Origin of the sequence: Achromobacter pestifer (assembly GCF_013267355.1) — a bacterium.
Taxonomy (GTDB): Bacteria; Pseudomonadota; Gammaproteobacteria; order Burkholderiales; family Burkholderiaceae_B; genus Achromobacter; species Achromobacter pestifer_A.
In genome coordinates this window covers 1,537,395-1,562,085 of record NZ_CP053985.1, presented here as the reverse complement: position 1 = coordinate 1,562,085, position 24,691 = coordinate 1,537,395, and the positions used below count along the sequence as shown (strand labels likewise).

The window sequence follows — 24,691 nt, the reverse complement described above, 5'->3', positions numbered from 1 at the left end:
GCGTCTTACTGCTGTTGATGTGCCAGGAATTCCTTCAGGACCCGTCCGGTATGGGAATGGTCGCTCAGGGTCATGACGTGTTCGGGAGAGCCTTCGCCCACCAGCTTGCCGCCGCCCGTGCCGCCTTCGGGGCCCAGGTCCAGCAGCCAGTCGGCTTCGGCGATCACGTCCAGGTTGTGCTCGATCACCACCACCGTATTGCCGGCTTCCACCAGGCGATGCAGCACATGGATCAGCTTTTCCACGTCGGCCATCGACAGGCCGACGGTGGGCTCGTCCAGCACGTACAGCGTATGCGGGATGCGGGATGCGCGGCCGGTCTTGATCAGACCGTCGGTCAGGCGGGCCTTGGACAGCTCGGTCACCAGCTTGATGCGCTGCGCTTCGCCGCCCGACAGCGTGGGCGAGGGCTGTCCCAGCGTCAGGTAGCCCAGGCCCACGTCCTGCATCAGCTGCAGCGGGCGGTGGATCTTGGGATGCGCCGCGAAGTAGCCGATGGCGTCGTCCACTTCCATGGACAGAAGTTCGCCGGCGTTCTTGCCGCGCATCTGCACGCTGAGCGTGTCGTTGTTGAAGCGCGCGCCGTTGCAGGCGTCGCAGGGCACCTTCACGTCCGGCAGGAAGTTCATCTCGATGGTGCGCATGCCCTGGCCTTCGCAGATCGGGCAGCGGCCGTCGCCGGTGTTGAACGAGAAGCGCGCCGCGGTCCAGCCGCGCATGCGCGCTTCGCGGGTATCGGCGAATTGCTTGCGCACGTCGTCCCAGAAGCCCACGTAGGTGGCCGGGCAGGAGCGCGGCGTCTTGCCGATGGGCGTCTGGTCCACTTCCAGCACGCGGTCGATGGCTTCCCAGCCCTTGATGCTTTCGCAACCCGCCCAGCCCGGCGCCTTGCCTTGCGAGACGGCCTGCATCAGGTTGTCCAGCAGCACTTCGCGCGCCAGCGTGGACTTGCCCGAGCCCGATACGCCGGTCACCACGCTCAGGCGGCCCACCGGGAACTGCGCGTCCACGCTGCGCAGGTTGTGCAGGCGCGCACCCTTGATCTCGATCATGGGCGTGTCGGCCTCGACCGGCCGGCGGCCTTGCAGCGGATGCTGCAAGGGTTTGGCCAGATAACGGCCGGTGACCGATTCGGGCGCGTCGATCAGGTCTTGCGCGCTGCCCTGGGCCACCACGCGGCCGCCGCGGATGCCCGCGCCCGGTCCGATGTCGATGATGTGCGAGGCGCGGCGGATGGTGTCGTCGTCGTGTTCCACCACCACCAGCGTGTTGCCGTTGCCTTCCAGGCGCGCCAGCGCGTCCAGCAGGATGCGGTTGTCGCGCGGATGCAGGCCGATGGTCGGCTCGTCCAGCACGTAGCAGACGCCTTGCAGATTCGAACCCAGCTGCGCGGCCAGACGGATGCGCTGCGCTTCGCCGCCGGACAGCGTGGGCGCGGCCCGGTCCAGCGCCAGGTAGTTCAGCCCCACCTCCTGCATGAAGTTCAGGCGTCCGCGGATTTCCGTGAGGATGTCGCGGGCGATCTCGCCTTCGCGGCCGCGCGCCACCAGTCCGGTGAAGAAGGTATGCGCGTCCGACACCGGCAGCGAGGCGAGTTCCGCGATGGACTTGTCGCGCCAGCGCACGGCGCGGGCCACGCGGTTCAGGCGCTGTCCGTCGCATTGCGTGCAGGGCTTGGCCTCGCCTTCGTACCAGGCGTTCCAGGCGGTTTCCTCGCCGGTCTGTTCTTCGTCGAAGCCTTGCAGTTGCAGGCCGGTGCCGTAGCAGCCGGTGCACCAGCCGTGCTTGGAGTTGTACGAGAACAGGCGCGGATCCGGCTCGGGGAAGCTGGTGCCGCAGGACGGGCAGGCGCGCTTGACGGAGAAGTGCTGCTGCTGCAGGTCGCTGTCCAGCGCCTCGTGCAGCTTGTTCACCGGCCAGACCACCGACATGACGCCTTGGCCGTTTTCGAGCGCGTTCTTGACCGCCGCGCGCAGCTCGGCCTCGTTGGCCGGATCCACCACCACGTCCGCGATCGGCAGCTCGATGGTGTGTTCCTTGTAGCGGTCCAGGCGCGGCCAGGGGGCGACGGGGATGAACTCGCCGTCCACGCGCAGGTGCGAGTGGCCCTTGGATCCGGCCCACTTGGCCAGATCCGTGTAGTAGCCCTTGCGGGCGGTGACCAGCGGCGCCAGCAGGCCGATGTGTACGCCCCGGTGCTCGCGCAGCAGCCGCGCCACGATCTGGTCCGTGTTCTGGGGCTCCACCGCCACGTTGCAGTCGGGGCAGTATTGCGTGCCCAGCTTGACGTACAGCAGGCGCAGGAAGTGGTGGATTTCCGTCATCGTGGCCACGGTGGACTTGCGTCCGCCGCGGCTGGTGCGCTGCTCGATGGCGACCGTGGGCGGAATGCCGAAGATGGCGTCCACGTCCGGTTTGCCGGCCGGCTGCACGATGGCGCGGGCGTAGGCGTTGAGCGATTCCAGGTAGCGGCGCTGTCCCTCGTTGAACAAGATGTCGAAGGCCAGCGTGGACTTGCCGGAACCGGACACGCCGGTGATGACGGTGAACTTGTCGCGCGGGATTTCCACGCTGACGTTCTTCAGGTTGTGCTCGCGGGCGTTGCGGATCTCGATCGCCATGTTGGCCTGGCGGCGCTCGCGCACGAGGGATTGCAGTGGGCGGCCCACGTCCGCGCCGTAGGCTTCGCCAGGCTCGGCAATGCGGGCGGTCAGGCCGGCTTGTTCGACTTCCTGCGCGTCGGCGTCGGTGCTTACCACCACGTCGGCTGGCAGGATGCTGACTTCGTAGTCGCGCAGGGCGGCGCCCGTATGCGACTTGGGGTTGTCCATCAGGTCCTGCGGCGTGCCGGTGCCGATGACCAGGCCGCCGGCGTCGCCGCCTTCGGGGCCCAGGTCGATCAGCCAGTCCGCCGCGCGGATCACGTCCAGGTTGTGTTCGATCACCAGCAGCGTGTGGCCGGCGGCCAGCAGCTTGCGGAATGCGCGCATCAGCCGCGCCACGTCGTCGAAGTGCAGGCCGGTGGTGGGTTCGTCGAACAGGAACAGGCTGCCCTTCTTGGCGACCTTGGCGGTCGAAATGCCACTGCGCGCGGCTTCGGCCAGGTGGCCGGCCAGCTTCAGGCGCTGCGCCTCGCCGCCCGACAGGGTAGGCACGGGCTGGCCCAGCCGCACGTATTCCAGGCCCACGTCGGCCAGCGGCGCCAGGCCGGTCTGCACGTCGCGCAGACCCTTGAAGAAGTCCAGCGCCTCGCTGACGGTCATCGCCAGCACTTCGTCGATGGATGCGCTCTTGCCCAGGTGCTCGACGCGCACCTCCAGCACTTCGGGGCGGAAGCGCTTGCCGTCGCAGTCCGGGCAGCGCAGGTACACGTCGGACAGGAACTGCATCTCCACGTGCTCGAAGCCGGTGCCGCCGCAAGTCGGGCAGCGGCCGTCGCCGCCGTTGAAGCTGAAGGTGCCCGCGGTGTAGGCGCGTTCGCGCGCCAGCGGGGCCTGGGCAAACAGCTTGCGGATCGCGTCGAACGCGCCCACGTAGCTGGCCGGGTTGGAGCGCGCGGTCTTGCCGATGGGGGTCTGGTCGACCATGACCACGTCGGCGATCTGCTCCGCGCCCAGCAGGCGGTCGAACGCGCCGGGCGATTCCGACGGCTTGCCCTTCTGCTTGAGCAGGGCAGGGAACAGCACGTCCTGCACCAGCGTGGACTTGCCCGAGCCGGACACGCCGGTCACGCAGACCAGGCGGCCCAGCGGCAGTTCGACGGAAACGTTCTTCAGGTTGTGCGCGTTGACGCCTTCCAGCAGCAGGCGCGGCGTGTTCGCCGCCACCGGCATGGGGCGCGGCGCTTCCACGCGCTGGCGGCCGCCCAGGTAGTCGCCCGTCAGCGTGCGCGCGGCGCGCAGCTGGGCCGGCGTGCCGTCGAAGACGATATGGCCGCCGCGTTCGCCGGGGCCGGGGCCGATGTCGATGATGCGGTCCGCGGCCACCATGACCTGCGGGTCGTGCTCCACGACCACCAGCGTGTTGCCGGCGTTGCGCAGACGGTGCATGACTTCGACGACGCGGTGCATGTCGCGCGGATGCAGGCCGATGGACGGCTCGTCGAGCACGAACAGAGTGTTCACCAGCGAGGTGCCCAGCGCCGTGGTCAGGTTGATGCGCTGCACTTCGCCGCCGGACAGCGTGCGGCTCTGGCGGTCCAGCGTCAGGTAGCCCAGGCCCACGTCGCACAGGAACTTGAGCCGCGCCCGCACTTCGGTCATGAGCAGGTCGGTGGCGGCGTCCAGCGCGCCGGAGAACGACAGCGCGTCGAAGAAGATCCGCACCCGTTCGATGGGCAGCAGCATCACGTCGTGGATGGACAGGCCGCCCAGGCCTTCGAGCTGTTCGCGGCTCCAGTTGGCGCTCACGGGCATGAAGCGCTTGTAGCGGCCGTCTGCCGGCGGCAGCACGGTGTCGGCCTCTTCCCGGGTGCCCAAGCGCCAGAGCAGCGCGTCGGGCTTGAGGCGCGCGCCGTTGCAGGTGGGGCAGGGCGTGTAGCTGCGGTACTTCGACAGCAGCACGCGCACGTGCATCTTGTAGGCCTTGGTTTCGAGCCAGTCGAAGAAGCGCTGCACGCCGTACCACTGGTGCTTCCAGGCGTCGTTGCCGCCCTTCCAGTCGGGCGTGCCGTAGAGCACCCAGCGCTTGTGCTCCTCGCTCATGCTCTTCCAGGGCACGCCCAGCGGCACGCCGGCCTTGGGCGCGTACTTCTGCAGTTCGTCCTGGCATTCCTTGTACGACGGAGTCGTCCAGGGCTTGATGGCGCCTTCCAGCAGGGTCTTGTTCTCGTCCGGGATGACCAGGCCGAAATCGATGCCGATCACGCGGCCGAAGCCGCGGCAGGCTTCGCACGCGCCCAGGGGCGAGTTGAACGAGAAGCTGCTGGGCAGGGGATCGGTGTACTCGATGTCGCAATCCGCGCAATGCAGGCGGTCGCTGTACTTCCAGATGTGGGCGTTGCCGCCCTCGGCGTCCATGACGTACACGGCCAGGTGGCCGGCGCCCATGCGCAGCGCGGTGTCCAGCGCTTCCATGATGCGTTCGCGTTCGGTGCCGGCGAAACGGAAGCGGTCCTGGATCACGTGCAGGATGCGGCGCGATTCGGTGCCGGCCTTTGCGGCCTTGGTTTTCTTGGCGCCCTTGGCCGGGGCGGCCGCGCGCGGCGCGGCGGTTTCCTCGGCGTGCACCCGGGTGTAGCCCTGCTGCTCCAGGAAGCCGCGCACTTCTTCTTCAGTGAAGTTGGACGGGACGGCGATGGGGAAGGTCACCACCAGGCGCGGGTCGCCGGCAGCGGCGGCGCGTTCGGCCAGCGAGTGGTAGACGGAATCAGGCGTGTCGCGCCGCACCACCTTGCCGCAGCCGCGGCAATACAGCTTGGCGCCGCGCGCGAACAGCAGCTTCAGGTGGTCGTTCAGTTCCGTCATCGTGCCGACCGTGCTGCGCGAGCTGCGCACCGGATTGGTCTGGTCGATGGCGATGGCGGGCAGGATGCCTTCGATGCGGTCTACCTGCGGCTTGTCCATGCGGTCCAGGAACTGGCGCGCATAGGGCGAGAAGGTTTCCACATAACGCCGCTGTCCCTCGGCGTAGAGAGTGTCAAAGGCCAGCGAACTTTTGCCTGACCCCGACACGCCGGTCACGACGACCAGTTCGCCAGTGGCGATGGTCAGGTCCAGGTTCTTGAGATTGTTCTGGCGGGCGCCAACGATGCGAATTTGGGAGCTCATGGACGGTATCGTAGCCTGAGGGGAGAGGCCTGCCCGAGCGACAACCCATCGCTGGTTCCGAGCGCGGCGATATGGAATAATTGACTATATTGTGAGTCATCGGTCCATGATGTGGACAAATACAGGCTCACTAGCTGTACAAATAAACAGTATCGCAGATTCGTCTGACATCCGCGCTGTCCGGGTTGCACATTCTGCTGATTCATTGCTAAAGGCATGCTGCCCTTAGCTGGAGACGTTCTTGCTGGAAACCAAGGTCCCGGGCGCCGCGGCGTTCGCCAAATTCATGACGGTGCTGCAGGCGGTGGCGGATGCGCCTCAGCCGCCCACGGCCGCGTCGCTGGCGCGCAGCTGCGGCTATCCCCGGCCTACCGTCTACCGCATCGTCGCCGCCCTGGCCGAGCAGGGCATGGTGGCCGAAACCGGCGGCGCCTACCGCCTGGGGCCGCGGCTGATGTCGCTGGCCAGCCGGGCATGGTCGCAGTTCGACCTGCGCGCGGCGCTGGCGCCTGACCTGCAGGCCTTGCGCGATGAAACCGGCGAAACCGTGCACCTGGCCGTGCCGGCCGGGCACGAGATGACCTATATCGACAAGCTGGAAAGCCCCGGGCCGGTGCGCATGGCCTCGCGCGTCGGAGCCTCCGTGGCGCTGCATTCCAGCGCGGTCGGCAAGGCTTACCTGGCAGCGCTGGATCCAGCCTCGCGCGAACGTGTGCTGCACGAGCTGCCGCTGACCGCGCGCATGCCGGGCACCGTGACCAGCCTGCCCGAACTGCGCGCCGTGCTGGACGAGGCCGCCGCCCGCGGTTACGCCACCGACGACGAAGAAAACGAAGCCGGCATCGTCTGTTACGGCGTGGCCCTGTGCGACGCGGCCGGGCGGCCAGTCGCTGGCGTCAGCGTCAGTACCCTGCTGTTCCGGCGGCGCGACGACCCGCAAGCCGCCTATATCGAACCCTTGCTGCGGCTGCGCGATGCCGCCGCGGCCAAACTCGCCGTCCTGCCGGTATCGCCCGGCGGCGCCTGACCCTCTGCCTCCAAGGAATGCCATGACCGCCTCTGCCGCACCTCGTGCCTCCAAGCTTGCCGCCCTGCTGGCCGCCCGGGTCGTCCCCGTGCTGCGCTACACGGATGCGGCCACCGCCGCCTATGCGGCTGAAGTTGCCGTGGCCGCCGGCTGCACCACGCTGGAACTGACCTGGACCATCCCGGGCGTCACCGATCTGCTGCGGGCGCTGCGCGACAAGCACGGCAGCGCGCTGCTGCTGGGTGTGGGCACGGTGCTGGACGAGCATCAGGCGCGCGAGGCCCTGGTCGCGGGCGCGGATTTCCTGGTGTCGCCGGCGCTGGCCACCGACATCGTCGACCTGGCGCATGCGGCCGATGCGCTTTGCCTGCTGGGCGCGTTCACGCCCACCGAAGTGCTGGCGGCGCGCCGCGCGGGCGTGGACGTGGTGAAGATCTTCCCGGCGGACACGGGCGGCCCCAAGCACCTGGCGGCGCTGAAGTCGGTGTACCCGGACACGATCTTCTGCCCCACGGGCGGCGTCACCCAGGACAATATGGGTTCGTACTTCGCCGCTGGCGCCGCCATCGTCGGCATCGGCAGCAATCTCTATGACAAGGCGGCCTTCGCCGCCCGCGACACCGCCGCGCTGGTGGCGCAGATCGTCCACACTCGGGAGGCCGCCCATGGCTGATTTCGATATCGTCGCGCTGGGCGAGCCGCTGGTCGAACTGAACCAGACGCACCAGGACCAGCGCCAGTACCTGCAGGGCTTCGGCGGCGATACGTCCAACGCCGTCATCGCCGCGGCGAGGCAGGGCGCAAGCTGCGCTTATCTGACGCGCGTCGGCAACGATGCTTTCGGCCAGCAGTTCCTGGACTTGTGGCAGGCCGAGGGCGTGGACACCTCGGGCGTACAGGTGGACGAGCAGGCGCACACCGGCCTTTATTTCGTGCAGCACGGGCCGGACGGCCACGCTTTCAGCTACCTGCGCCGCGGCTCCGCCGCCAGTCTGATGACGCCGGCCAGCCTGGGCTCGGGCCTGATCGAGCGCGCCCGCTACCTGCACGTGTCGGGCATCAGCCTGGCCATCAGCACCAGCGCCTGCGACACCGTGTTCGCTGCCATCGAGCGCGCGCACGCGGCCGGCGTCCAGGTCAGCCTGGATTCAAACTTGCGGCTGCGCCTGTGGCCGGTGGACCGCGCCCGCGCCGTGCTGCGCGAAACCATGCGCACGGCCGACCTGTTCCTGCCCAGCATGGACGACATGCAGCATCTGACCGGCAACGACGATCCGGAACGCACGCTGGACTGGATCCGCGACGCCGGCGCCACCGGCGTGGTGGTGCTGAAGCTGGGCAAGGATGGCTCCATCATCGACGACGGCCACCGCCGCGTACCCGTGGCCGCCCTGCGCGTGGAAGCGGTGGACGCGACCGGGGCGGGCGACTGCTTCGCGGGCAGCTTGCTGGCGCGCCGCTGCCAGGGCGATTCCTGGGAAGACGCGGTGCGCTACGCCAATGCCGCGGCGGCCTTGTCCACCCTGGGTTACGGGGCCGTCGATCCGCTGCCGCGCAAGGAACAGGTGCTGGAACGGCTGAAGAGCTTTTCCGGCTGATTGGACGATGTTCCGTCCCGCATTTGACTGTTCCGGGCGCGGACGTGGCGGAAACGCCGCATTTCCACGCTATTGGCGTCGTTAGGGGGTTTTAGGCTAAAATGCCAAGTTACCCGAATTTTCCGCCAGCCCAGTATCCGGTTGTGCGGGCAACATTTCCGCAAATTCAACAGGAGAATCAACATGGCTGAACGCAAACGCGTGCGTCGCAACACCCTGGAACGCCGTTGCCTGGGCAAGGCTTTCAAGCGCTTGTTCGTCAAGTCGCCCAAGGGCGTGTTCAAGATGCTGGAAAAGATCAAGCGCGTCTAATCGACGCGTCGCGCCGGGGCTTGCCCCGGCCTGATCAAAAAAACCCGCAAGGCGCGAGCCAGCGGGTTTTTTTTCGTCTTGTGCCGGCGGGCCTGGCCTACTTCTAGTCCTGGGGCGGACCGAGCTTGGGCCGGATGAAGTCCATGAAGGCCCGGGTCTTGGCGGGCTGGATGCTGGACGGGTACACCACGAAGATCGAGATCGGATCCACCGACCAGCCCGGCAGCACTCGCTTGAGCGAATTGCGCTTGATGATGGGCTCCAGCGCCAGGCAGTGCGGCATGCGTGTGATCGCCAGGTCCAGGCCGGCCAGGGTGCCTGCGATGCTCATATTGTTGGCCGCCAGATGGCCGCTGACCGGCACCCGTTCGCTGACCGCGCCGCGCCGCAGCGTCCAATGCGAATGCGCCTCGTCGATGGTGGTGCGCAGGCATTGGTGCTGGGTGAGGTCCGCCGGCGTCTTGGGTTCGCCATGGCGTTCCAGGTAGCGGTCGGAGGCGTACAGGTAGTTGTCCAGGGAGACCAGTTCCTGCACCACCGCGCCGCTATGCAGGCCGCGGCCGCCGTTGAGGTCGGCGGCGCCCGTCGTCGCCAGCGGGTAGTCGGCGTTGCTGCCGAAGCGCAGCACGATGTCGAACGGCGTGCCCTGCGCGTCGGAAGCCGTCATCATGCTCAGGTCGAACTCGCACTCCACTTCCGGATAGCGGTCGGTGAAGTCATTGATGGTTTCCGGCAGCAGCCAGATCGCCAGGCTGTAGGGCATGGATACCCGCAGGTTGCCTGACGGGCCGCCGGACAGCGATTGCAGCTGCTCATGCGCCAGGCGGGCTTCATCGATCAGGCCCTGGCAGCGGCGCATGTAAGCCGCGCCCGCTTCGGTGAGATCCAGGCGGCGCGTGTTGCGGTTGATCAGCCGCAGGCCGATGGCGCGTTCCAATTCGTTGATGCGGCGCGACAAGGTCGAGGTTGGCATGTCCAGCGCGCGCGCCGCCAGGCTGAAGCTCTTGCGCTTGGCAACCTCCACGAACAAGGCGATGTCATTGAGCTGGACGGTCGAAGCTTCCATAGGCATTCCGGTTTTGGCCGCCCGAGTGTACGCCACTACGGTACGGGTCCCAAGATCGGCGCGGCCGTCGCAAACCCTGCAAACCGGCATTTCTGTCAGATTTGATTGCAAATTTGAGCAGCGCAGGGCAGGTTCGCGCAGACATATCCCCTAAACTTCAGGCGAAAACACCAAAACCAAGACCGCAGCGCTTGCAAGACGCATCGCAAAGGGGCTCAGTGGGCATGACCGATACACCAACTTTTTTCACTGTTTTAACGCCCACCTACAACCGGGCGGGCACGCTGCATCGGGTATATGAATCCCTTTCCCGGCAGACTTTCCGGGATTTCGAATGGGTCGTGGTGGACGACGGTTCCACCGACAACACCCATGAAGCCATCCTGGACTGGCAGGCGCGCGCCGATTTTCCGATCCGCTATTTCTGGCAGAACAACCGCCACAAGAAAACCGCTTTCAACCGTGGCGTGCGCGAGGCGCGCGGCGAACTCATCGTCGGCCTGGACAGCGACGACGAGATGCCGCCCGACGCCCTGGCCACGTTCAAGGAGGCCTGGGACAGCATTCCGCCGGCACGGCGCGAATCCTACGTGGCCGTGACGGGCCTGTGCGCGCGCCCCGACGGCAGCATCGTCGGCGACCGTTATCCGCAAGACGTGTTCGACAGCACGGCCGTGGACGTCTATTTCCGCTATCGCATCAAGGGCGAGAAGTTCGGCTGTATGCGCACCGACATCCTCAGGAAGTATCCCTTCCCTGAGGATGTCGCAGGCTTCGTGCCCGAAAGCCTGGTGTGGTGGGCGATCGCGCGCGCGGGTTATCTCAGCCGCTTCATCAACCGCGTGGTGCGTACCTATCACGACACACCCGGCGGCCTGAGCCAGGGCGCGGTCTCGGTAGGCAACAATGCCCAGGGCCTGTACCTGCTGGCCTGGGACATGCTGCAGCACCATCTGGAATTCTTCCGCTACCGGCCGCGCGAGTTCATCATGGCCGCGGCGCGCTATACCCGCTTCCGGCTGCATCTGAAGCACTCCGGGGTGGCGACGGCGGTGCAGGCCTATAAGCTGACCAATCCGGCGGCGAAGTTCATGGTCGCGGCCATGTGGCCGCTGGGCTATGCCCTGTACCGCCGCGACAGGCGCCGCGGCGTCGCCTAGGGCCTGCCGCGCGGGCAGGCTCCCCAGGCCGTTTCACGCAGGAGCCGCGGCGGACGCCCCGTGCCCCAGTCCCAGATACACCTCGACCACGCGCGGGTCCTGCGCCACCTGGGCGGCCGGGCCTTCCAGCGTGACGGCGCCAGTCTCCAGCACATAGGCGTAATCGGCCACCTGCAGCGCGGCGCGGGCGTTCTGCTCGATCAGCAGGATCGACACGCCCATTTCCCGCAGGCGCGCGACGATGCGGAACACTTCGCGCACGATGCGCGGCGCCAGGCCCAGGCTGGGCTCGTCCAGCATCAGCAGCTTGGGCTTGGCCATCAGCGCGCGGCCCACCGCCAGCATCTGGCGTTCGCCGCCCGACAGCGTGCCCGACAGCTGGGCGCGCCGTTCCCGCAGGCGCGGAAACAGCTCGTAGACCTCGGCCAGCGTCTGGTCCTGGTCGCGCAAGCCGCAGCGGAAACGATGGAACGCGCCCAGCATCAGGTTGTCTTCCACCGTCATCTCGGCGAACAGCTCGCGTTTTTCGGGCACCAGGTTCATGCCTGCGGCCACCATTTCCTCGATTTCGGCGTGTTCCTGAGGCTTGCCGCCAAAGACGATCCGGCCGCTGGACGGCAGCACGCCCATGATGGCGGACAGCAAGGTCGTCTTGCCGGCGCCGTTGGGGCCGATCACGGTCACGATCTGGCCTTCGCCCACCGCCAGACTGATGCCCGAAATGGCTTCGATCTTGTCGTAGGCCACGCGCAGGTCGCGCACTTCCAGCAAATTCGCGCTCATCATTCCACTCCGCCCAGATAGGCTTCAAGCACCGCAGGGTTGTGCTGGATCTCGGCGGGCAGGCCTTCGGCGATCTTCTCGCCGAAGTCCATGACCACTACGCGGTCCACCAGCCCCATCACGAAGTCCATGTCGTGTTCCACCAGCAGGATGGCCATGCCTTCGGCGCGCAGCTTCTTCAGCAGTTCGGCCAGTTCGCGCTTTTCCTGGTAGCGCAGGCCGGCCGCGGGTTCGTCCAGCAACAGGATGCAGGGGTCGGACGCCAGCGCGCGGGCAATTTCCAGGATGCGCTGCTGTCCCAGGGCCAGGGAGCCCGCCTCATCGTGCAGATGCTTGCCCAGCCCCACGCGTTCGACCTGGCGCGCGGCTTCGGCCAGCAGCCGCGCCTCTTCGGCGCGGTCCAGCCGCCAGGCGGCTGGCAGCACGCCGCGGTGGCCGCGCAGGTGGGCGCCGATGGCCACGTTTTCCAGCACGCTCATGCGGCCCAGCAGGCGCACGTGCTGGAAGGTGCGCGACAGGCCCAGCCGCGCGATGCGGCGCGCGCCGGCGCCTGCCACGGAATGGCCCAGCAGCGTGACGGTGCCCGAGGTCGGCGTGTCCACGCCCGAAATCTGGTTGAACATGGTGCTCTTGCCCGCGCCGTTGGGCCCGATCAGCGCCAGGATTTCGCCGGCGCGGATTTCCAGGTTCATGGCGTTGTTGGCGACCAGGCCGCCGAACTTGCGGGTCACGTCCACGGCCTTGAGCACCACCTCGCCGCGCGGCGGCATGGGCTTGCGCGGCAGCGGCTCGGCGTTCAGGTCCAGCTTGCGCGGCTGCTTCTTCACCGGCACGCAGCGCGTCAGGACCGGCCATAGGCCGCTGCGGGCGCGGTGCAGCAGCAGCACCATGCCGAAGCCGAACACGATCACTTCAAAGTTGCCGGTTTGGCCCAGCAGCTTGGGCATCCAGTCCTGCAGCCATTGCTTGAGCACGGTGAAGACGCCCGCGCCGACCAGCGCGCCCCAGACCTGTCCCGCGCCGCCGATGACGGTCATGAACAGGTACTCGATGCCCATCTGCAGGCCGAAGGGGTTGGGGTTCACGAAGCGTTGCATGTGCGCATACAGCCAGCCCGAGGCGCAGGCCTGCAGCGCCGCGATGATGAAGATCACCATGCGCGAGCGGGCCGTGTCCACGCCCATGGATTCCGCCATCACGCGCCCGCCCTTGAGCGCGCGGATGGCGCGGCCTTCGCGCGAATCCAGCAGGTTTTGTGTGGACCACACCGCCACCAGCAGGAAGGCCCAGATCAGGTAGTAGATGTTCTCGCCCTGGTTCAGCGTCCAGCCGAACAGGTTGATGGCGGGAATGTCCGGGATGCCGGTATGGCCGCCCAGGCCCTCGACGGAGCCGAAGACGAAGTACAGCGACAGGCCCCAGGCGATCGTGCCCAGCGGCAGGAAATGGCCCGACAGTTTCAGCGTGATCGCGCCCAGCAGGTAGGCGATGACCAGCGTCAGCGCCAGCCCGGCCAGCAGGGTCAGCCAGGGAGAGGCGCCCAGCCATGCCAGCCAGGACGGCAGCGTGTCCGCGCGAGTGGTCAGCAGCGCCGTGGTGTAGGCGCCCACGCCCACGAAGGCGGCCTGCCCGAAGCTCGTCAAGCCGCCGACGCCCGTCAGCAGCACCAGGCCCAGCGCCACCATGGCGTACAGGCCGATATAGTTCAGCAGCGTCACATAGAACGGCGGCAGTACCAGCGGGCCCAGTGCCAGCAGCGCCAGAAATGCGAGGAGGATGTGGCGCGGGTTCATTCGTCTTCTTCCTCGACGTGATGGCTTTTCAGTGAACGCCAGAGCAGCACGGGGATGATCAGCGTGAACACGATGATTTCTTTGTAGGCGCTGGCCCAGAACGAGGAGAAGGCTTCGATCAGACCGACCAGGATGGCGCCGGCCGCGGCCAGCGGATAGCTCACCAGGCCGCCGATGATGGCGCCCACGAAGCCCTTCAGACTGACCATGAAGCCGGAGTCGAAGTACATGGTGGTGATGGGCGCGATCAGGATGCCCGAGACCGTGCCGATCAGCGCGGCCAGGAAGAACGTGGCCTTGCCGGCGAAGATCGGCGAAATGCCCATCAGCCGCGCGCCCAGCCGGTTGAAGGCGGCCGCGCGCAGGGCCTTGCCGTACATCGAACGTTCGAAGAACTGGTAGAGCACGATGATGAGCAGGGCGGACACCGCCACCACCCACAGCGCCTGGCTGTTGACGTTGAGCGGACCCAGCGCCAGGCTGGCGTCGCTGAACGGCGCGGTGCGGGCGCCTTCGGCGCCGAAGGCCAGCAGCCCCAGGCCGACCAGCGCCAGGTGCACGGCAATGGAGACGATCAGCAGCACCAGCGTCGAGGCCGACGCGATGGGCTGGTAGAAGAGGCGGTACAGCTGCGGTCCCATCGGCACCAGCAGCAGCAGCGTCAGCAGCGCCTGCACCGCCATCGGCAGCTGGGCCAGTGGCAGCCTGTAGAACAGCGCGGCCAGCACCAGTGGATAAGCCAGCTTGACCGCCATGCGCCAGGCGCCGCGGTTGCGGCCCGGCCGCTTGCGGCGCGCCAGCAGATCGGCGCCGACCTCGGCCAGCGCGAAGGCGAACAGCAGCCACACCAGCAGCACCGGCTTGCCGGCCTGGAGCGCGGCCATGGTGAGTGCGCCGAACGCGACGAACTCGCCTTGCGGGATGAACAGCACGCGGGTGACGGTAAAGACCAGCAGGATGGACAAGGCCAGCAGCGCATAGATGGCGCCGTTGGTGATGCCGTCCTGCCCGAGTATCAGGGCAATCTGAGCATTCATGCGAAATTCCGGGTAAGACAGACAAGCACGCCAGGCACCTCACCCCCTATCCGCGCGCGCCCGCCAGGATGCGACGGAGCAGACTCTGCGCACCCTATTGGGATGCCGCGGAGCCGGCTTTGCCGGTCCGCAGGCATGCCCCTTGGGGGGAAGCGCGTAGCGCTTCGGGGGGAGCCCACCTTGCGGAGCCGGCTTTGCCGGTCCGCAGGCATGCCCCTTGGGGGGGAAGCGCGTAGCGCTTCGGGGGGAGCCCACCTTGCGGAGCCGGCTTTGCCGGTCCGCAGGCATGCCCCCCTGGGGGGAAGCGCGTAGCGTTTCGGGGGGGCTACACCTTTACTTCACTAGCGTCCAGGCACCGTCCTTGACGGTGATGAGTTCGCGGCCGCGGTCGTCAAAGCCGCTGTGGTCGGCGGCGCTCATGTTGTAGACGCCCTGGGTGCCGACCAGCTCCTTGGTCTGTTCCAGCGCATCGCGCAGCGCATTGCGGAACTCCTTGGTGCCCGGCTTGCCGGCCTTTTCCGCCAGCGGCACGGCTTTTTCCAGCAGCAGGCCGGCGTCGTAGACGTTGGCGCCGAAGGTAGCGGGCTTGGAGCCGTTGAGCTTTTCGTAGGCGGCGATGTAGTCCGAAGCGACCTTCTTGGACGGGTTGCTGTCGGGCATTTCCGGCAGCACCAGCATCAGGCTGGCGGCCAGCACCGTGCCTTCGACCTTTTTGCCGCCCAGCTTCAGGAAGTCGGGCAGGGCCGCGCCGTGGGTCTGGTAGAACTTGCCCTTGTAGCCCTGATCGAACAGGGTGGTCTGCGGCAGCACGCTGGCGGCGCCGGGGGCGGCCACCAGCACGGCGTCCGGCTTGGCGGCCAGGATCTTCAGCGCCTGGCCCGTGACCGAGCTGTCAAAGCGCAGATAGCGTTCGTTGGCGGCGATCTTGATGCCCTTTTCAGCGGCCAGACCCGAGAAGACCTTGTACCAGTTCTCGCCGTAGGGATCGTTCAGGCCGATGAAGCCGACGGTCTTGATGCCGGTCTTGGCCATGTGGTCGATCAGCGCGCGCGCAATGATGTCGTCGTTCTGGGTGGTCTTGAAGACCCACTTCTTCTGGTCGTTCATGGGCAGCACGACGGCCGCGGTGCCCACCGGCGCCAGCATCGGCACGCCGGCCTCGGCCGCGAACTGGATCACGCCCATGGCGTTGGGCGAACCCGAGGGCCCGATCAGCGCGTCCACGTTCTGTTCCGAAATCAGCTTCTTGAAGGCCGTCACCGAGTTGGTGGAATCGCTGGCGTCATCCAGCGAGATGTATTCCACGGTCAGGTCGCCGATCTTCTTCGGCAGCAGCGGCACGGTGTTCTTCTGGGGAATCCCCACCAGGGCCGTGGGGCCGGTGGACGAGGTGACGACGCCGACCTTGACTTGGGCCAGGGCGGGCAGGGCGAACAGCGCGGCTACCGCGGCGGCAGCGGCCAGGGGGAGTTTCTTCGACAGCATGGCAAAACCTCCGGATAGGGAGCAGGGTGGGGGTGCGGCTGGAAAACGGAGAAAACGGGTACTTCTGTGCTTGCTTGGTTTGCTTTAATACTTGTTGCTTAAACTTTCTGTGCGCAGGCTACGCACTGTAGACCCGGTCCGCAGTGCTTACCTATCCGTCAAAACCCGAAGCGGGCCAGCGGGATGCGCCTTCAGATGGTGATGGAGCTGACGCTGGCGCCGCCGCAGACGAACAGCGTCTGGCCGGTGACGAAGCTGTTGGCGGGATCCGAGAAGAACATGACGGCGCGCGCCACGTCGTCGGAACGGCCCAGGCGCTTGACCGGTATGCCGGCCGCCAATTGCTTTTCGCGCTCGCTGCCGGGCTCAATCACCTCGTAGAACATGTCGGTCTGGATCGGGCCGGGGGCCACCACGTTGACGGTGATGCCATAGGGCGCCAGCTCCAGCGACCAGGTGCGCGCCATGCCCACCATGCCGGCCTTGGTGGCCGAATAGGCGGTGCGGGTCGGCAGGCCCAGGGCGCCGCGCGAGGACATCATCACGATGCGGCCGAACTTGCGTTCCTGCATGCCGGGCAGGGCGGCCTGCACCAGGCTGATGGCCGCGCCCAGGTGGATCTGCGTCAGGCCGTGCAGTTCTTCCTGCGTGACCTGCGGCAGCAGGTTGGGCCAGATGACACCGGCGTTGTGGATAACGTGGCTGATGGGAAACTTGGCGGCGGCTTCGGCGCCGGCCTGCGCGGTGGCCTCGGCGTCCAGCAGGTCCACCTGCACGTTGTGCAGGCGCGGGTGGCTGAAGTCGGCGGCGCGGCGCGCCATGGAGATCACTTCGTAGCCTGCGTCCAGCATGCTGCGGCAGATCTCGGCGCCGATGCCGGCGCTGCCGCCGGTGACGATGGCGACGTTGGTTTGCGTCATGGATATCCCCTGTTGTCGTTGTCGTGCGGCCGGCTCAGGCGCGGCCGGCTCAGGCCTTGGGCGCCAGCGCCAGCACGCGCAGCGGACTGCCCGAGCCGCTGCGGATCTTGAGCGGCGCCGAGAAGATCACCGCGCCGGTGGGTGGCAACTGGTCCAGGTTGGTCATGCATTGCAGGCCGTAGCGGTTGTTGCCGTGCATGTAGTAGTGGCAGGGATAGGGGGGATCCAGGTGCTGCGCCTGGCCTGCGTCGGTGCCGACCGACTCGGTGCCGAAGCCGTGCACGTCGCGCTCCTTGATCAGCCAGGGAACCACTTCAGCGTCCGGGCCAGGCGAGTGCGCGCCGTCTTCCTGCAGGTTCAGGTAGTCAGCGGGCTTGGCGCGCTTGGACCAGTCGGTGCGCATCAGCACCCAGGAACGCGCGGGGATGCGGCCATGCCGCTCTTCCCATTTCTTCACGAAGTCTATGGTCAGGAGGAAGTCCGGGTTGTCGCGGGACTCGGCCGAGCAGTCGATGACGCAGGCGCTGGCGATGAAGGCCTCCACCGGAATGGTGTCCACGGTGTTGTCGGGCTGGTCCTTGCCCGTGACCCAGTGGGCCGGCGCGTCGAAGTGGGTGCCGGTGTGCTCGGAGCAGGAGAAGTTGTTCCAGTACCAGGCGGGGCCGCGCTCGTCGTAGCGCGAGATCTCCTCGATACGGAACGGCCAGGCCTGGCCGAATTCCGGCGGCAGCACGATGGTCGGGAATTCCGGCGTCAGCGTTTCGGTCAGGTCCACCACGCGGATGCGGCCGGACATCAGTTCGGCCATGAATTGGGCAAGAATGTTTTGGCTCATGTGCTGTTCCTCTAGGTTCGTGCGTTGTCGGGGCAGGGCGGGCCGTCAGGCTCCCAGCTCCCGTTCCAGTCCCTTGGGGTTCTCCGCCAGCCGGGCGCGGAATTCCTGCGCGACATCGCCGACGTAGACGTCCTCGATGCCTTCCTTGAGCGCGCGCACGATGGCGGCGGCGATCGCCGCGGGCGCCACGCGCGGGGGCGGCGTGCGCTGCTCCCATTCGTGATCCACCGGCCCGGGGAACACGTTCACCACCCGCACGCCCGCGCCGCGCATCTCGGCGCGCAGGCATTGCGCCAGGGACAGCGCGGCCGCCTTGGACGCCGACCACATGCCGCGCGACGGCAGGTTCATGTGGGCGTAGATGGACAGCACGTTGACCCAGGCCGTGGCGCTGTTGACGCCGTCCGCGGCGCGTCCGCACAGCGCCGGGCCGAAGCATTGCGCCAGGCGCATCAACCCCAGCACGTTCACGTCCATGGCGTCGCGCGCCGTGTTCACATCCTTGCGGTTCAGCAGGCCGCCTTCGCGTTCCAGGTCGGCGGTGTTGACCAGGATCTCGACCTTGCCGCCGATGGAGGCGGCGACCCGTTCGACCGAATCGGTATCGGTCACGTCCAGCACCACCGTCTGTACGCGCGGATCGGCCGCCAGCGCGTCGTAGGCGGCGTCGCGCTTCCAGGCTTGCGGATCGCCCAGGAACACGGTCGGGCAGCCGGCGTCCAGCAGGGCGCGCGCCACGGCCTGGCCCACCGCCGATTTGCCGTCGGTGACCAGCGCGCGGCGGAATTTCGGATCGCACGAGGTCTCGCGCAGGGTCTTGTCGTCTTCCATGTTCGGCGTATTCCTTTCAGGCAGGGCGATCATCACGGCCTGGCCGCTGCGGTCCAGCTTCAGAGTCAGGCGCACGCGGTCGCCGTCGGCGCAGTCCTGGTGCACATGCGCGACCACCGACGGGCCGGCCGTCATGCGCACCGTGCCCACGCGCCAGGGCAGGCGTTCGCGGAAGTAGAGGTCGTTGCTGTGGTGCAGGATGGTGCTGACCAGCAGCACGCCGCTGGGATCGGCCGGCCGCCAGGGCAGATGTTCGGACAGGCAATGGCCGCAGACTTCGCGGGGCGGATACTGGACCGCGCCGCAGTCGGCGCAGGTCTGCAGGTCGAAGCGGCCCTCGGCCGCGGCAGCGGTCAGCCCCAGCGCGCTGCGGCTGCGCCAGCCCGGCGGCAGCGTCGGCTGGCGGGTGCGGGCGATCGGGTTCTTGCGGGGCGGCTTGGCCAAGGGTTCGGTCATGCGTGGCTCCCCAGGATGGCCGCGGCGGTGCACAGTCCGCGGTCGTAGTTGATCATGCCGAAGCCGCTGACCATGCCGAGGCGGGCGTCTGCCACCTGCGTGCCGCCGGCCGTGCCGCTCAGCTGGCGCAGGGCCTCGACCAGCCCCAGATAGCCGCCGGCCGCGCCGGCCTGGCCCACCGACAGCTGGCCGCCGTTGGTATTGAAGGGAAAGCTGCCGTCCACGGTGAAGCTGTTATTGCGCACGAAGTCGGGGGCCGCGCCCTTCGGGCAGAAACCCAGGTCTTCGATCTGCATCAGGTTGATGACGGGATAGTCGTCGTAGGCCTGCAGGAAATCCATGTCACTGGGTTGGACGCCGGCCTGGCCGTACAGCTCGTCCAGGTCCATGGTCCAGCCGCCGCGGGTCTGGATCGGATCCTCGGTCCAGGCGTTGTGGCGCTCGATGGTGGAGAGGATGTGGGCGTAGGGCAGGTTCAGGGCGCGCGCGCGGTCCTCGCTCATGACCAGGAAGCCGTCGGCGCCGGCGCAGGGCATCACGCAATCGAACAGGTGTATGGGGTCGGTGATGACGCGGGCATCCAGGTATTGCGCCAGCGTCAGCGGCTTTTTCATCAGCGCGTGCGGAAAGCGCAGGGCGTTGTCGCGCTGCGCCACGCACAGCTTGCCGAAGTCTTCGCGGGTGGCGCCGGTTGTGCGCATGTAATTGGCGGTCAGCAACGCAAAGCTGGCGTTGGGGCCGCCCGCGCCATAGGGATAGACCGCGTCCTGCGCGAAGCGCGAGAACTGGCTGACCGTGTTGCGGAACGAGTCCACGTGGTTGGTGTCGCCGGCGATGCAGGCCACGATGCTGGCGTCGCCCGCCTGCACGGCGCGGGCCGCGCGGCGCAAGGCGGCCACGCCGCTGGCCCCGCCCATGGGGATGTGGTCCAGCCAACGCGGGCTCATGCCCAGATGTTGCACCAGGCCGACTGCCGTGTCGGGCGCCAGCGTAAAGCTGGACACGCAAAGCCCGTCCACGTCGGTCTTGGCGATGCCGGCTTGCCGGATCAGCGCGCCCAGCGCCCGCCCCAGCCACCAATGGGCGGCGTGGGTCGAATAACGTTCATAGGGAATGGTGACGGGCAAGGCCGCCACCACGCCGTCGTAGCCAAGGCGGCTCATCGCGCGGGCTCCTGGCGTTTCTTCATGTGGCCGGTGTCCACGCAGCGGGCCGTGCCGGGCAGCGTGGGCGCCAGAGCTTTCATTTCGCCGCGCTGGATCTTGTTGGTGGTGGTCAACGGCAGGCTGTCGACGAAGGCGACGTAGCCGGGCGCCTTGTAATAGGCCAGCTGTTCCAGGCTCCATTGCACGATGCTGCGGGCGGCCTGCTCCATGGCGGCGCCGTCGGCAGGCAGGCTCTCGGGCACCACGCAGGCCAGCACTTCGTCGCCGCGCACGGCATCGGGCACGGCGGCAACCGCCACGGCCTTCACCAGCGGATGCTGCATCAGCACGCTTTCCACTTCCACGGCGGAAATGTTCTCGCCGCTGCGGCGGATGACGTTCTTCTTGCGGTCCACGAAGCGCAGCGCGCCGTCGGCGTCGCGGCGCACGATGTCGCCGGTATGGAACCAGCCGTCTTCCCAGGCCTGCGAGGTCGCATCCTCGTCCTTGAGGTAGCCGGCGTAGAAACCGTAGCGCGGGTCCTCGCCCGCATGGCGCACCAGCAGCTCGCCCGGTTCGCCCGCGGCGGCATCGGCGCCCGAATCGGCGACGATGCGCACCAGCACGTCGGCTTCCTCGCGGCCGAAGCAGCTGCTGCCGATGTGGCGCGGTTCCTGGTTGGCGATGATGACGGCGCCCGCGCCGGTCTCGGTCATGGCCCAGGCTTCCAGCAGCGGAAAGCCGAAGCGTTCTTCAAAGGGTTGGTGCAGCTTGCGGTCCACGCCGGCGCCGAAGCCGAAGCGGATGGCAGGCTGCAGGTCACGCGCCGAGGGTTCGGCCTTCATCAGGATGGCGGGCATGACGCCCAGGTAGTGCAGCACCGTGGCGCCGGAGTCGCGCACGCTGTCCCACCAGGTCTTGGGATGGAAGCGGTCCAGCGGGATCAGGCAGCCGCCGGTCAGCAGCATGGCCATGGCCGAATACGCCATGGCGTTCATGTGGACCAGGGGCAGCGGCGTCAGCATGCGTTCCTGGCCGGGGCGCAGTTCGCACAGGCCGCCGATGCGGGCGTACCAGCCGCCGGCGTGCAGGAAGTAGCGGTTGGGCAGGATGCAGCCCTTGGGCCGTCCGGTGGTGCCCGACGTGTAGAGCAGGGCGCATTCGGTCAGGACATCGGGCTCGCTGCCTGCCAGCGGCGCGGCAAAGGGTGCGGCGGGCGGCGCGTCGTCCGGGCCCATCACGCGCAGTTCGCGGCCGGCCCGTTGTGCGGCGGCCAGCAGGTCGGCGTGGCGTTCGGGCAGGGCCACGGCCAGTGCAATTTCGGAGTGGCCCGTCAGGTATTCCAGTTCGGCCGCGCGCAGATCGGGGTTGATCGGCACCACCGATACGCCCAGCGCATTCAGCGCGAACCAGTGCAGAAAGAAGGCGGGGCGGTTCTCCAGCAACAGGCCGGCACGGTGGCCGTGGCCGTAGCCGGCGCGGGCGTAGGCCGCGCGCAGGGTCTCGATGGCCTCGTTGGCTTGGGCGTAGGTCAGTTCGCCGGCGGCGATGCCGTAGGCCCGCGCCGTCTCCGGCAGGATGCACAGAAAGGGCCGGGCGCCGTAGCGGGCCGCGGTGTCGCGGAAAGCCTGATGGACCGTGGTGCTCACAAGCCGCTCCTACATGAACAATTGGATATTGCCGAAGGCCGCGTCGCAGTTGACGAGGTCCACGCGCTTGAGGCGGATGCGCAGGGCGCCATCCTGTTCCACCAGGTGGTGGGTGGTCCAGCCCGCGTACAGCGTCTGCGCGTCCTGCCGCGTCTCGACGTAGTGGAAGGCGGTGCGCACCACGTGGCGGCCTTCGGCCGGGGCGGACTCGGGATGGCCGTATTCCACCGTGGGCGCCTGCAGCAGGTGATGGCAGCGGCTCTTGGGCTGCTGCGAGAACGTGCGCTGGCCGGCCAGCCGCTCCACCCGCACGCGCAGCAGCAGCTTGTCTTCGTACATCAGCGAGGCGTGCAGCTTGGCGTCGGTCTGGCCGTGGGCCAGCGGCATCCAGTAATAGCCGTCGTCGGTGTACAGGTTCAGCCAGTCTTCGAAGCGCAGCTCGTCCAGCATGCGCGCCTCGGCGTAGACAAAATCGATCAACTCGCGGTCGCTTGCGCTCATACCGACTCCGGTCCGGTCATGTAGCGGCCCCATGCGCGGTACTGGTTGCGCATCTGCCATTCATTGGTGCCATTGGTGGCGACGTTCTTCTGCCCGACTTCGTCGGGCGAGTACAGCCGGCCCACGTTGACCCAGTCCCGCGCGCGCGATTGCAGGCCGTCCTGCGCGCGCTCGTACATTTCCAGATCGTCGTGGCCGACCACCGAGGTCGGCGCGTTGATGAGGCGGTTGTACATCAGCGTGCGTTCCAGCAGCAGGTCGGGCGCGCCCACCAGACGGAAGGTCCAGGACTCCACCAGCGTGCGGTCGGCGGCGATCGGTCTGAAGACGCGCAGCGTCTGGATCGGGCCCTTGACCATGATGTTGGGGAAGTACACGGTGTTGTGGCGCACGTCGCCCAGGATCTGCTTGGCGCGGTCCTCGCCGTAGGCCGAGACCATGGAATCCCAGTAGCCCGGAATGCCGGAGTACGAGGCATGGATGGAATCCGACACGCCGGTATGGCCGTGGCCGTTTTCCCATACGCGGATACCCATGTTCTCGAAAAACTCGTAGGGCGAGATGAAGGGCGCGAACAGCTCCACCGCCATGGGCTTGGGCGTGCCTTCAGGCGCCTGTTCCCAGACCTTCACGGCCGTGCCTGCCGATGATTCGTGCGCCACCATCGGGTGGCAGGTGTCGGTCTGGTTGTCGACCAGCATCTTCCAGTTGCAGCGGTGCATGTAGCGCAGCACGCCGCCGGCGACTTCCAGCCGGCCCTCGGGCGAGCGGTCCACCATGTTGTCCAGGGTGGACAGGGATTCGCCGAAGAAATCCTCGAAGGACTGGCCTTCCGGGTTCAGGCGGCAGAACACGAAGCCGCGATGGTTCTTCACGTCTTTCACGGCGGCCATGCCCTGGCTGGCTTCGCAGTTTTCCAGGCCGGTGTTCTCGTAGCCCTTCTTCAGCGGAATGGACAGCAGGCTGCCGTCGGTCTTGAAGGTCCAGGCGTGATAGGGGCAGCGGAAGAACTTGCCGGTATTGCCGCAGGCCTCGCCCGCCACCATGGTGCCCTTGTGCGGACAGCGGTTGTGCAGCACCCGCACCGAGCGGTCGCTGTGGCGCACCATCACCACCGGCTGGTTGCCAACCGTGGTGGTGATGTAGTCGCCCGGATTGGGGACTTGACTGTCGTGGCCGACGTAGACCCAGGTATTGGCGTACAGGCGCTCCATCTCCAGCTCGAACAGCTCCTGGTCGATGAACAGGTCCTTGTGCACCTCGGTGTCGCGCAGCAGGGCGCGGATGGCGTCGGGGTTGTCGCGGTATTTGGCCATGATGGCGCTTCCTTGCGTCGGGGCTACAGGTCCAGCACCAGGCGCGCCGATTTCGCGCGCGAGATGCAGATCTGGATGATCTTGCCGCTGGCCTTCTCGGTGTCCGAGAGGTAGTAGTCGCGGTGGTCGGGTTCGCCTTCCAGCACGGTGGCCTGGCAGACGCCGCATTCGCCGCGCTTGCAGTCGTACATCGGGTCGCAGCCTTCTTCTTCCATCACGTCGACGATGGTCTTGTCGGCGGGGATGGTCAGCACTCGGCCGGACTGGCGCAGCTCGACTTCGAAGGGCTGGTCGCCGGCCTGCGGCGCGGCCGTGACGAAGAGTTCGAAGTGGATGTGGGCATCCGGCCAGTGGCGCGCGCGGGCGCCCTGGATGACCGCGTCGATCAGGCCCTTGGGGCCGCAGACGTACAGGTGCTGGCGCGGCGAGGACGCTGCCAGCAGCGCCTGCAGGTCGAAACGGCAGGACGGGTCGTCGTCGGCGTGCAGGCTCAGGTCGTCGCCGGCCAGGGCCTGGAGTTCGGGCAGGAAGGCCAGCTGGTCCTTGCTGCGGCCACAGTAGTGCAGGTGGAAGGCGCGGCCGGCGGACTTGAGCGCGGCAGCCATGGACGCCACCGGCGTGATGCCGATGCCGCCCGCGATCAGCACCACGGGTTCGTCGCCGGCCGGCGACTCGTGCAGCGGGAAGTCGTTCTTCGGGCCTTCGACCGTGAGCACGTCGCCCGCGGCCAGCGCGTGCATGTGGCGCGATCCGCCCTGGCTGGTTTCTTCCAGGCGCACGCCCAGCCGGTATTCCACGGGCTGGGCGAATTTGCCGGCCTCGGGCGCCAGTTGCACCAGCGAATAGCAGCGCGGCTCGCGCAGGCCCGGCACCGTCACCTTCAGGTGCGCGCCCGGCCCGAAGGCGGGCAGGGGACCGGCGTCCTCGCGCGCCAGCCGGAACGAACGGATCAGCGGCGATTCCTGCCGGACTTCCTGGACGATGAGTTTCAGTGTCTGCACGGCGTTTG

The 24,691-nt window shown here is 67.5% G+C and carries 19 protein-coding genes; 5 read left to right on the top strand and 14 right to left on the bottom strand.

Annotation, left to right across the window (positions count from 1 at the left end):
• Window positions 1–5: 5 nt before the first annotated feature.
• Entirely contained in the window at window positions 6–5,768 is a 5,763-nt protein-coding gene (gene uvrA / locus FOC84_RS07660) for an excinuclease ABC subunit UvrA (RefSeq protein ID WP_173143897.1), read from the bottom strand.
• A gap of 241 nt (window positions 5,769–6,009) precedes the next feature.
• Between uvrA and FOC84_RS07655 the strand changes: the two genes are divergently transcribed.
• The 4 genes from FOC84_RS07655 (at window position 6,010) to FOC84_RS33480 (ending at window position 8,705) form a co-directional block, all read left to right on the top strand.
• On the top strand, window positions 6,010–6,795 hold the full coding sequence (locus FOC84_RS07655) for an IclR family transcriptional regulator (protein ID WP_173143896.1): 786 nt from the start codon (window positions 6,010–6,012) through the stop codon (window positions 6,793–6,795).
• A 22-nt stretch (window positions 6,796–6,817) separates the two neighbouring features.
• Window positions 6,818–7,468, top strand: a complete 651-nt coding sequence (locus FOC84_RS07650) for a bifunctional 4-hydroxy-2-oxoglutarate aldolase/2-dehydro-3-deoxy-phosphogluconate aldolase (RefSeq protein ID WP_173143895.1) — start codon at window positions 6,818–6,820, stop codon at window positions 7,466–7,468.
• Complete coding sequence (locus tag FOC84_RS07645) at window positions 7,461–8,393, top strand: sugar kinase (protein ID WP_173143894.1); 933 nt, start codon at window positions 7,461–7,463, stop codon at window positions 8,391–8,393. Before FOC84_RS07650 ends, FOC84_RS07645 begins: the two co-directional genes overlap by 8 nt.
• 183 nt (window positions 8,394–8,576) lie before the next feature.
• Complete coding sequence (locus FOC84_RS33480; protein ID WP_006226408.1) at window positions 8,577–8,705, top strand: hypothetical protein; 129 nt, start codon at window positions 8,577–8,579, stop codon at window positions 8,703–8,705.
• A 103-nt stretch (window positions 8,706–8,808) separates the two neighbouring features.
• Here the strand turns inward: FOC84_RS33480 and FOC84_RS07640 are convergent, their stop codons facing one another.
• Window positions 8,809–9,771, bottom strand: coding sequence for a LysR family transcriptional regulator (locus FOC84_RS07640; protein WP_173143893.1), 963 nt, complete (start codon window positions 9,769–9,771; stop codon window positions 8,809–8,811).
• A 224-nt stretch (window positions 9,772–9,995) separates the two neighbouring features.
• On the opposite strand from FOC84_RS07640, the gene FOC84_RS07635 reads away from it, so the two are divergent.
• On the top strand, window positions 9,996–10,931 hold the full coding sequence (locus tag FOC84_RS07635; RefSeq protein WP_173143892.1) for a glycosyltransferase family 2 protein: 936 nt from the start codon (window positions 9,996–9,998) through the stop codon (window positions 10,929–10,931).
• A gap of 33 nt (window positions 10,932–10,964) precedes the next feature.
• Here the strand turns inward: FOC84_RS07635 and FOC84_RS07630 are convergent, their stop codons facing one another.
• From FOC84_RS07630 to FOC84_RS07575, 12 genes are all read right to left on the bottom strand, one after another.
• Window positions 10,965–11,714: an ABC transporter ATP-binding protein gene (locus FOC84_RS07630; protein ID WP_173150004.1), complete on the bottom strand. Its 750-nt coding sequence runs from the start codon at window positions 11,712–11,714 to the stop codon at window positions 10,965–10,967.
• Window positions 11,714–13,507: a branched-chain amino acid ABC transporter ATP-binding protein/permease gene (locus FOC84_RS07625; RefSeq protein ID WP_173143891.1), complete on the bottom strand. Its 1,794-nt coding sequence runs from the start codon at window positions 13,505–13,507 to the stop codon at window positions 11,714–11,716. Before FOC84_RS07625 ends, FOC84_RS07630 begins: the two co-directional genes overlap by 1 nt.
• Window positions 13,504–14,544, bottom strand: a complete 1,041-nt coding sequence (locus FOC84_RS07620) for a branched-chain amino acid ABC transporter permease (RefSeq protein WP_173143890.1) — start codon at window positions 14,542–14,544, stop codon at window positions 13,504–13,506. The genes FOC84_RS07625 and FOC84_RS07620 overlap by 4 nt, the downstream gene beginning before the upstream one ends.
• 333 nt (window positions 14,545–14,877) lie before the next feature.
• Window positions 14,878–16,029, bottom strand: a complete 1,152-nt coding sequence (locus FOC84_RS07615) for an ABC transporter substrate-binding protein (protein WP_173143889.1) — start codon at window positions 16,027–16,029, stop codon at window positions 14,878–14,880.
• Between the two features lie 191 nt (window positions 16,030–16,220).
• Entirely contained in the window at window positions 16,221–16,949 is a 729-nt protein-coding gene (locus tag FOC84_RS07610) for an SDR family NAD(P)-dependent oxidoreductase (protein WP_173143888.1), read from the bottom strand.
• Between the two features lie 49 nt (window positions 16,950–16,998).
• The gene (locus FOC84_RS07605) at window positions 16,999–17,784 is read right to left on the bottom strand and encodes a cyclase family protein (protein ID WP_013391690.1); all 786 of its coding nucleotides are present in this window, start codon (window positions 17,782–17,784) and stop codon (window positions 16,999–17,001) included.
• A gap of 45 nt (window positions 17,785–17,829) precedes the next feature.
• Entirely contained in the window at window positions 17,830–19,071 is a 1,242-nt protein-coding gene (locus FOC84_RS07600; RefSeq protein ID WP_173143887.1) for an SDR family NAD(P)-dependent oxidoreductase, read from the bottom strand.
• Window positions 19,068–20,234: a thiolase family protein gene (locus tag FOC84_RS07595; RefSeq protein ID WP_173143886.1), complete on the bottom strand. Its 1,167-nt coding sequence runs from the start codon at window positions 20,232–20,234 to the stop codon at window positions 19,068–19,070. Before FOC84_RS07595 ends, FOC84_RS07600 begins: the two co-directional genes overlap by 4 nt.
• Window positions 20,231–21,865: an AMP-binding protein gene (locus FOC84_RS07590; protein WP_173143885.1), complete on the bottom strand. Its 1,635-nt coding sequence runs from the start codon at window positions 21,863–21,865 to the stop codon at window positions 20,231–20,233. Before FOC84_RS07590 ends, FOC84_RS07595 begins: the two co-directional genes overlap by 4 nt.
• Window positions 21,866–21,874: 9 nt before the next feature.
• Window positions 21,875–22,366 carry an aromatic-ring-hydroxylating dioxygenase subunit beta gene (locus FOC84_RS07585; protein WP_173143884.1) on the bottom strand — a complete coding sequence of 164 codons (492 nt, stop codon included), beginning with the start codon at window positions 22,364–22,366 and terminating at the stop codon, window positions 21,875–21,877.
• On the bottom strand, window positions 22,363–23,682 hold the full coding sequence (locus FOC84_RS07580; RefSeq protein ID WP_173143883.1) for an aromatic ring-hydroxylating dioxygenase subunit alpha: 1,320 nt from the start codon (window positions 23,680–23,682) through the stop codon (window positions 22,363–22,365). Before FOC84_RS07580 ends, FOC84_RS07585 begins: the two co-directional genes overlap by 4 nt.
• A 23-nt stretch (window positions 23,683–23,705) precedes the next feature.
• Window positions 23,706–24,683, bottom strand: a complete 978-nt coding sequence (locus FOC84_RS07575; RefSeq protein WP_173143882.1) for a PDR/VanB family oxidoreductase — start codon at window positions 24,681–24,683, stop codon at window positions 23,706–23,708.
• Between the last annotated feature and the right edge of the window lie 8 nt (window positions 24,684–24,691).

What these genes read in the sequence shown, in the direction of transcription:
- FOC84_RS07585 (WP_173143884.1), bottom strand. Translation starts at nt 22,366, where the DNA reads ATGAGCGCAAGCGACCGCGAGTTGATCGATTTTGTCTACGCCGAGGCG.
- FOC84_RS07595 (WP_173143886.1), bottom strand. Translation starts at nt 20,234, where the DNA reads ATGAGCCGCCTTGGCTACGACGGCGTGGTGGCGGCCTTGCCCGTCACC.
- FOC84_RS07650 (WP_173143895.1), top strand. Translation starts at nt 6,818, where the DNA reads ATGACCGCCTCTGCCGCACCTCGTGCCTCCAAGCTTGCCGCCCTGCTG.
- FOC84_RS07600 (WP_173143887.1), bottom strand. Translation starts at nt 19,071, where the DNA reads ATGACCGAACCCTTGGCCAAGCCGCCCCGCAAGAACCCGATCGCCCGC.
- uvrA (WP_173143897.1), bottom strand. Translation starts at nt 5,768, where the DNA reads ATGAGCTCCCAAATTCGCATCGTTGGCGCCCGCCAGAACAATCTCAAG.
- FOC84_RS07630 (WP_173150004.1), bottom strand. Translation starts at nt 11,714, where the DNA reads ATGAGCGCGAATTTGCTGGAAGTGCGCGACCTGCGCGTGGCCTACGAC.
- FOC84_RS33480 (WP_006226408.1), top strand. Translation starts at nt 8,577, where the DNA reads ATGGCTGAACGCAAACGCGTGCGTCGCAACACCCTGGAACGCCGTTGC.
- FOC84_RS07620 (WP_173143890.1), bottom strand. Translation starts at nt 14,544, where the DNA reads ATGAATGCTCAGATTGCCCTGATACTCGGGCAGGACGGCATCACCAAC.
- FOC84_RS07640 (WP_173143893.1), bottom strand. Translation starts at nt 9,771, where the DNA reads ATGGAAGCTTCGACCGTCCAGCTCAATGACATCGCCTTGTTCGTGGAG.
- FOC84_RS07610 (WP_173143888.1), bottom strand. Translation starts at nt 16,949, where the DNA reads ATGACGCAAACCAACGTCGCCATCGTCACCGGCGGCAGCGCCGGCATC.
- FOC84_RS07605 (WP_013391690.1), bottom strand. Translation starts at nt 17,784, where the DNA reads ATGAGCCAAAACATTCTTGCCCAATTCATGGCCGAACTGATGTCCGGC.
- FOC84_RS07580 (WP_173143883.1), bottom strand. Translation starts at nt 23,682, where the DNA reads ATGGCCAAATACCGCGACAACCCCGACGCCATCCGCGCCCTGCTGCGC.
- FOC84_RS07615 (WP_173143889.1), bottom strand. Translation starts at nt 16,029, where the DNA reads ATGCTGTCGAAGAAACTCCCCCTGGCCGCTGCCGCCGCGGTAGCCGCG.
- FOC84_RS07635 (WP_173143892.1), top strand. Translation starts at nt 9,996, where the DNA reads ATGACCGATACACCAACTTTTTTCACTGTTTTAACGCCCACCTACAAC.
- FOC84_RS07645 (WP_173143894.1), top strand. Translation starts at nt 7,461, where the DNA reads ATGGCTGATTTCGATATCGTCGCGCTGGGCGAGCCGCTGGTCGAACTG.
- FOC84_RS07625 (WP_173143891.1), bottom strand. Translation starts at nt 13,507, where the DNA reads ATGAACCCGCGCCACATCCTCCTCGCATTTCTGGCGCTGCTGGCACTG.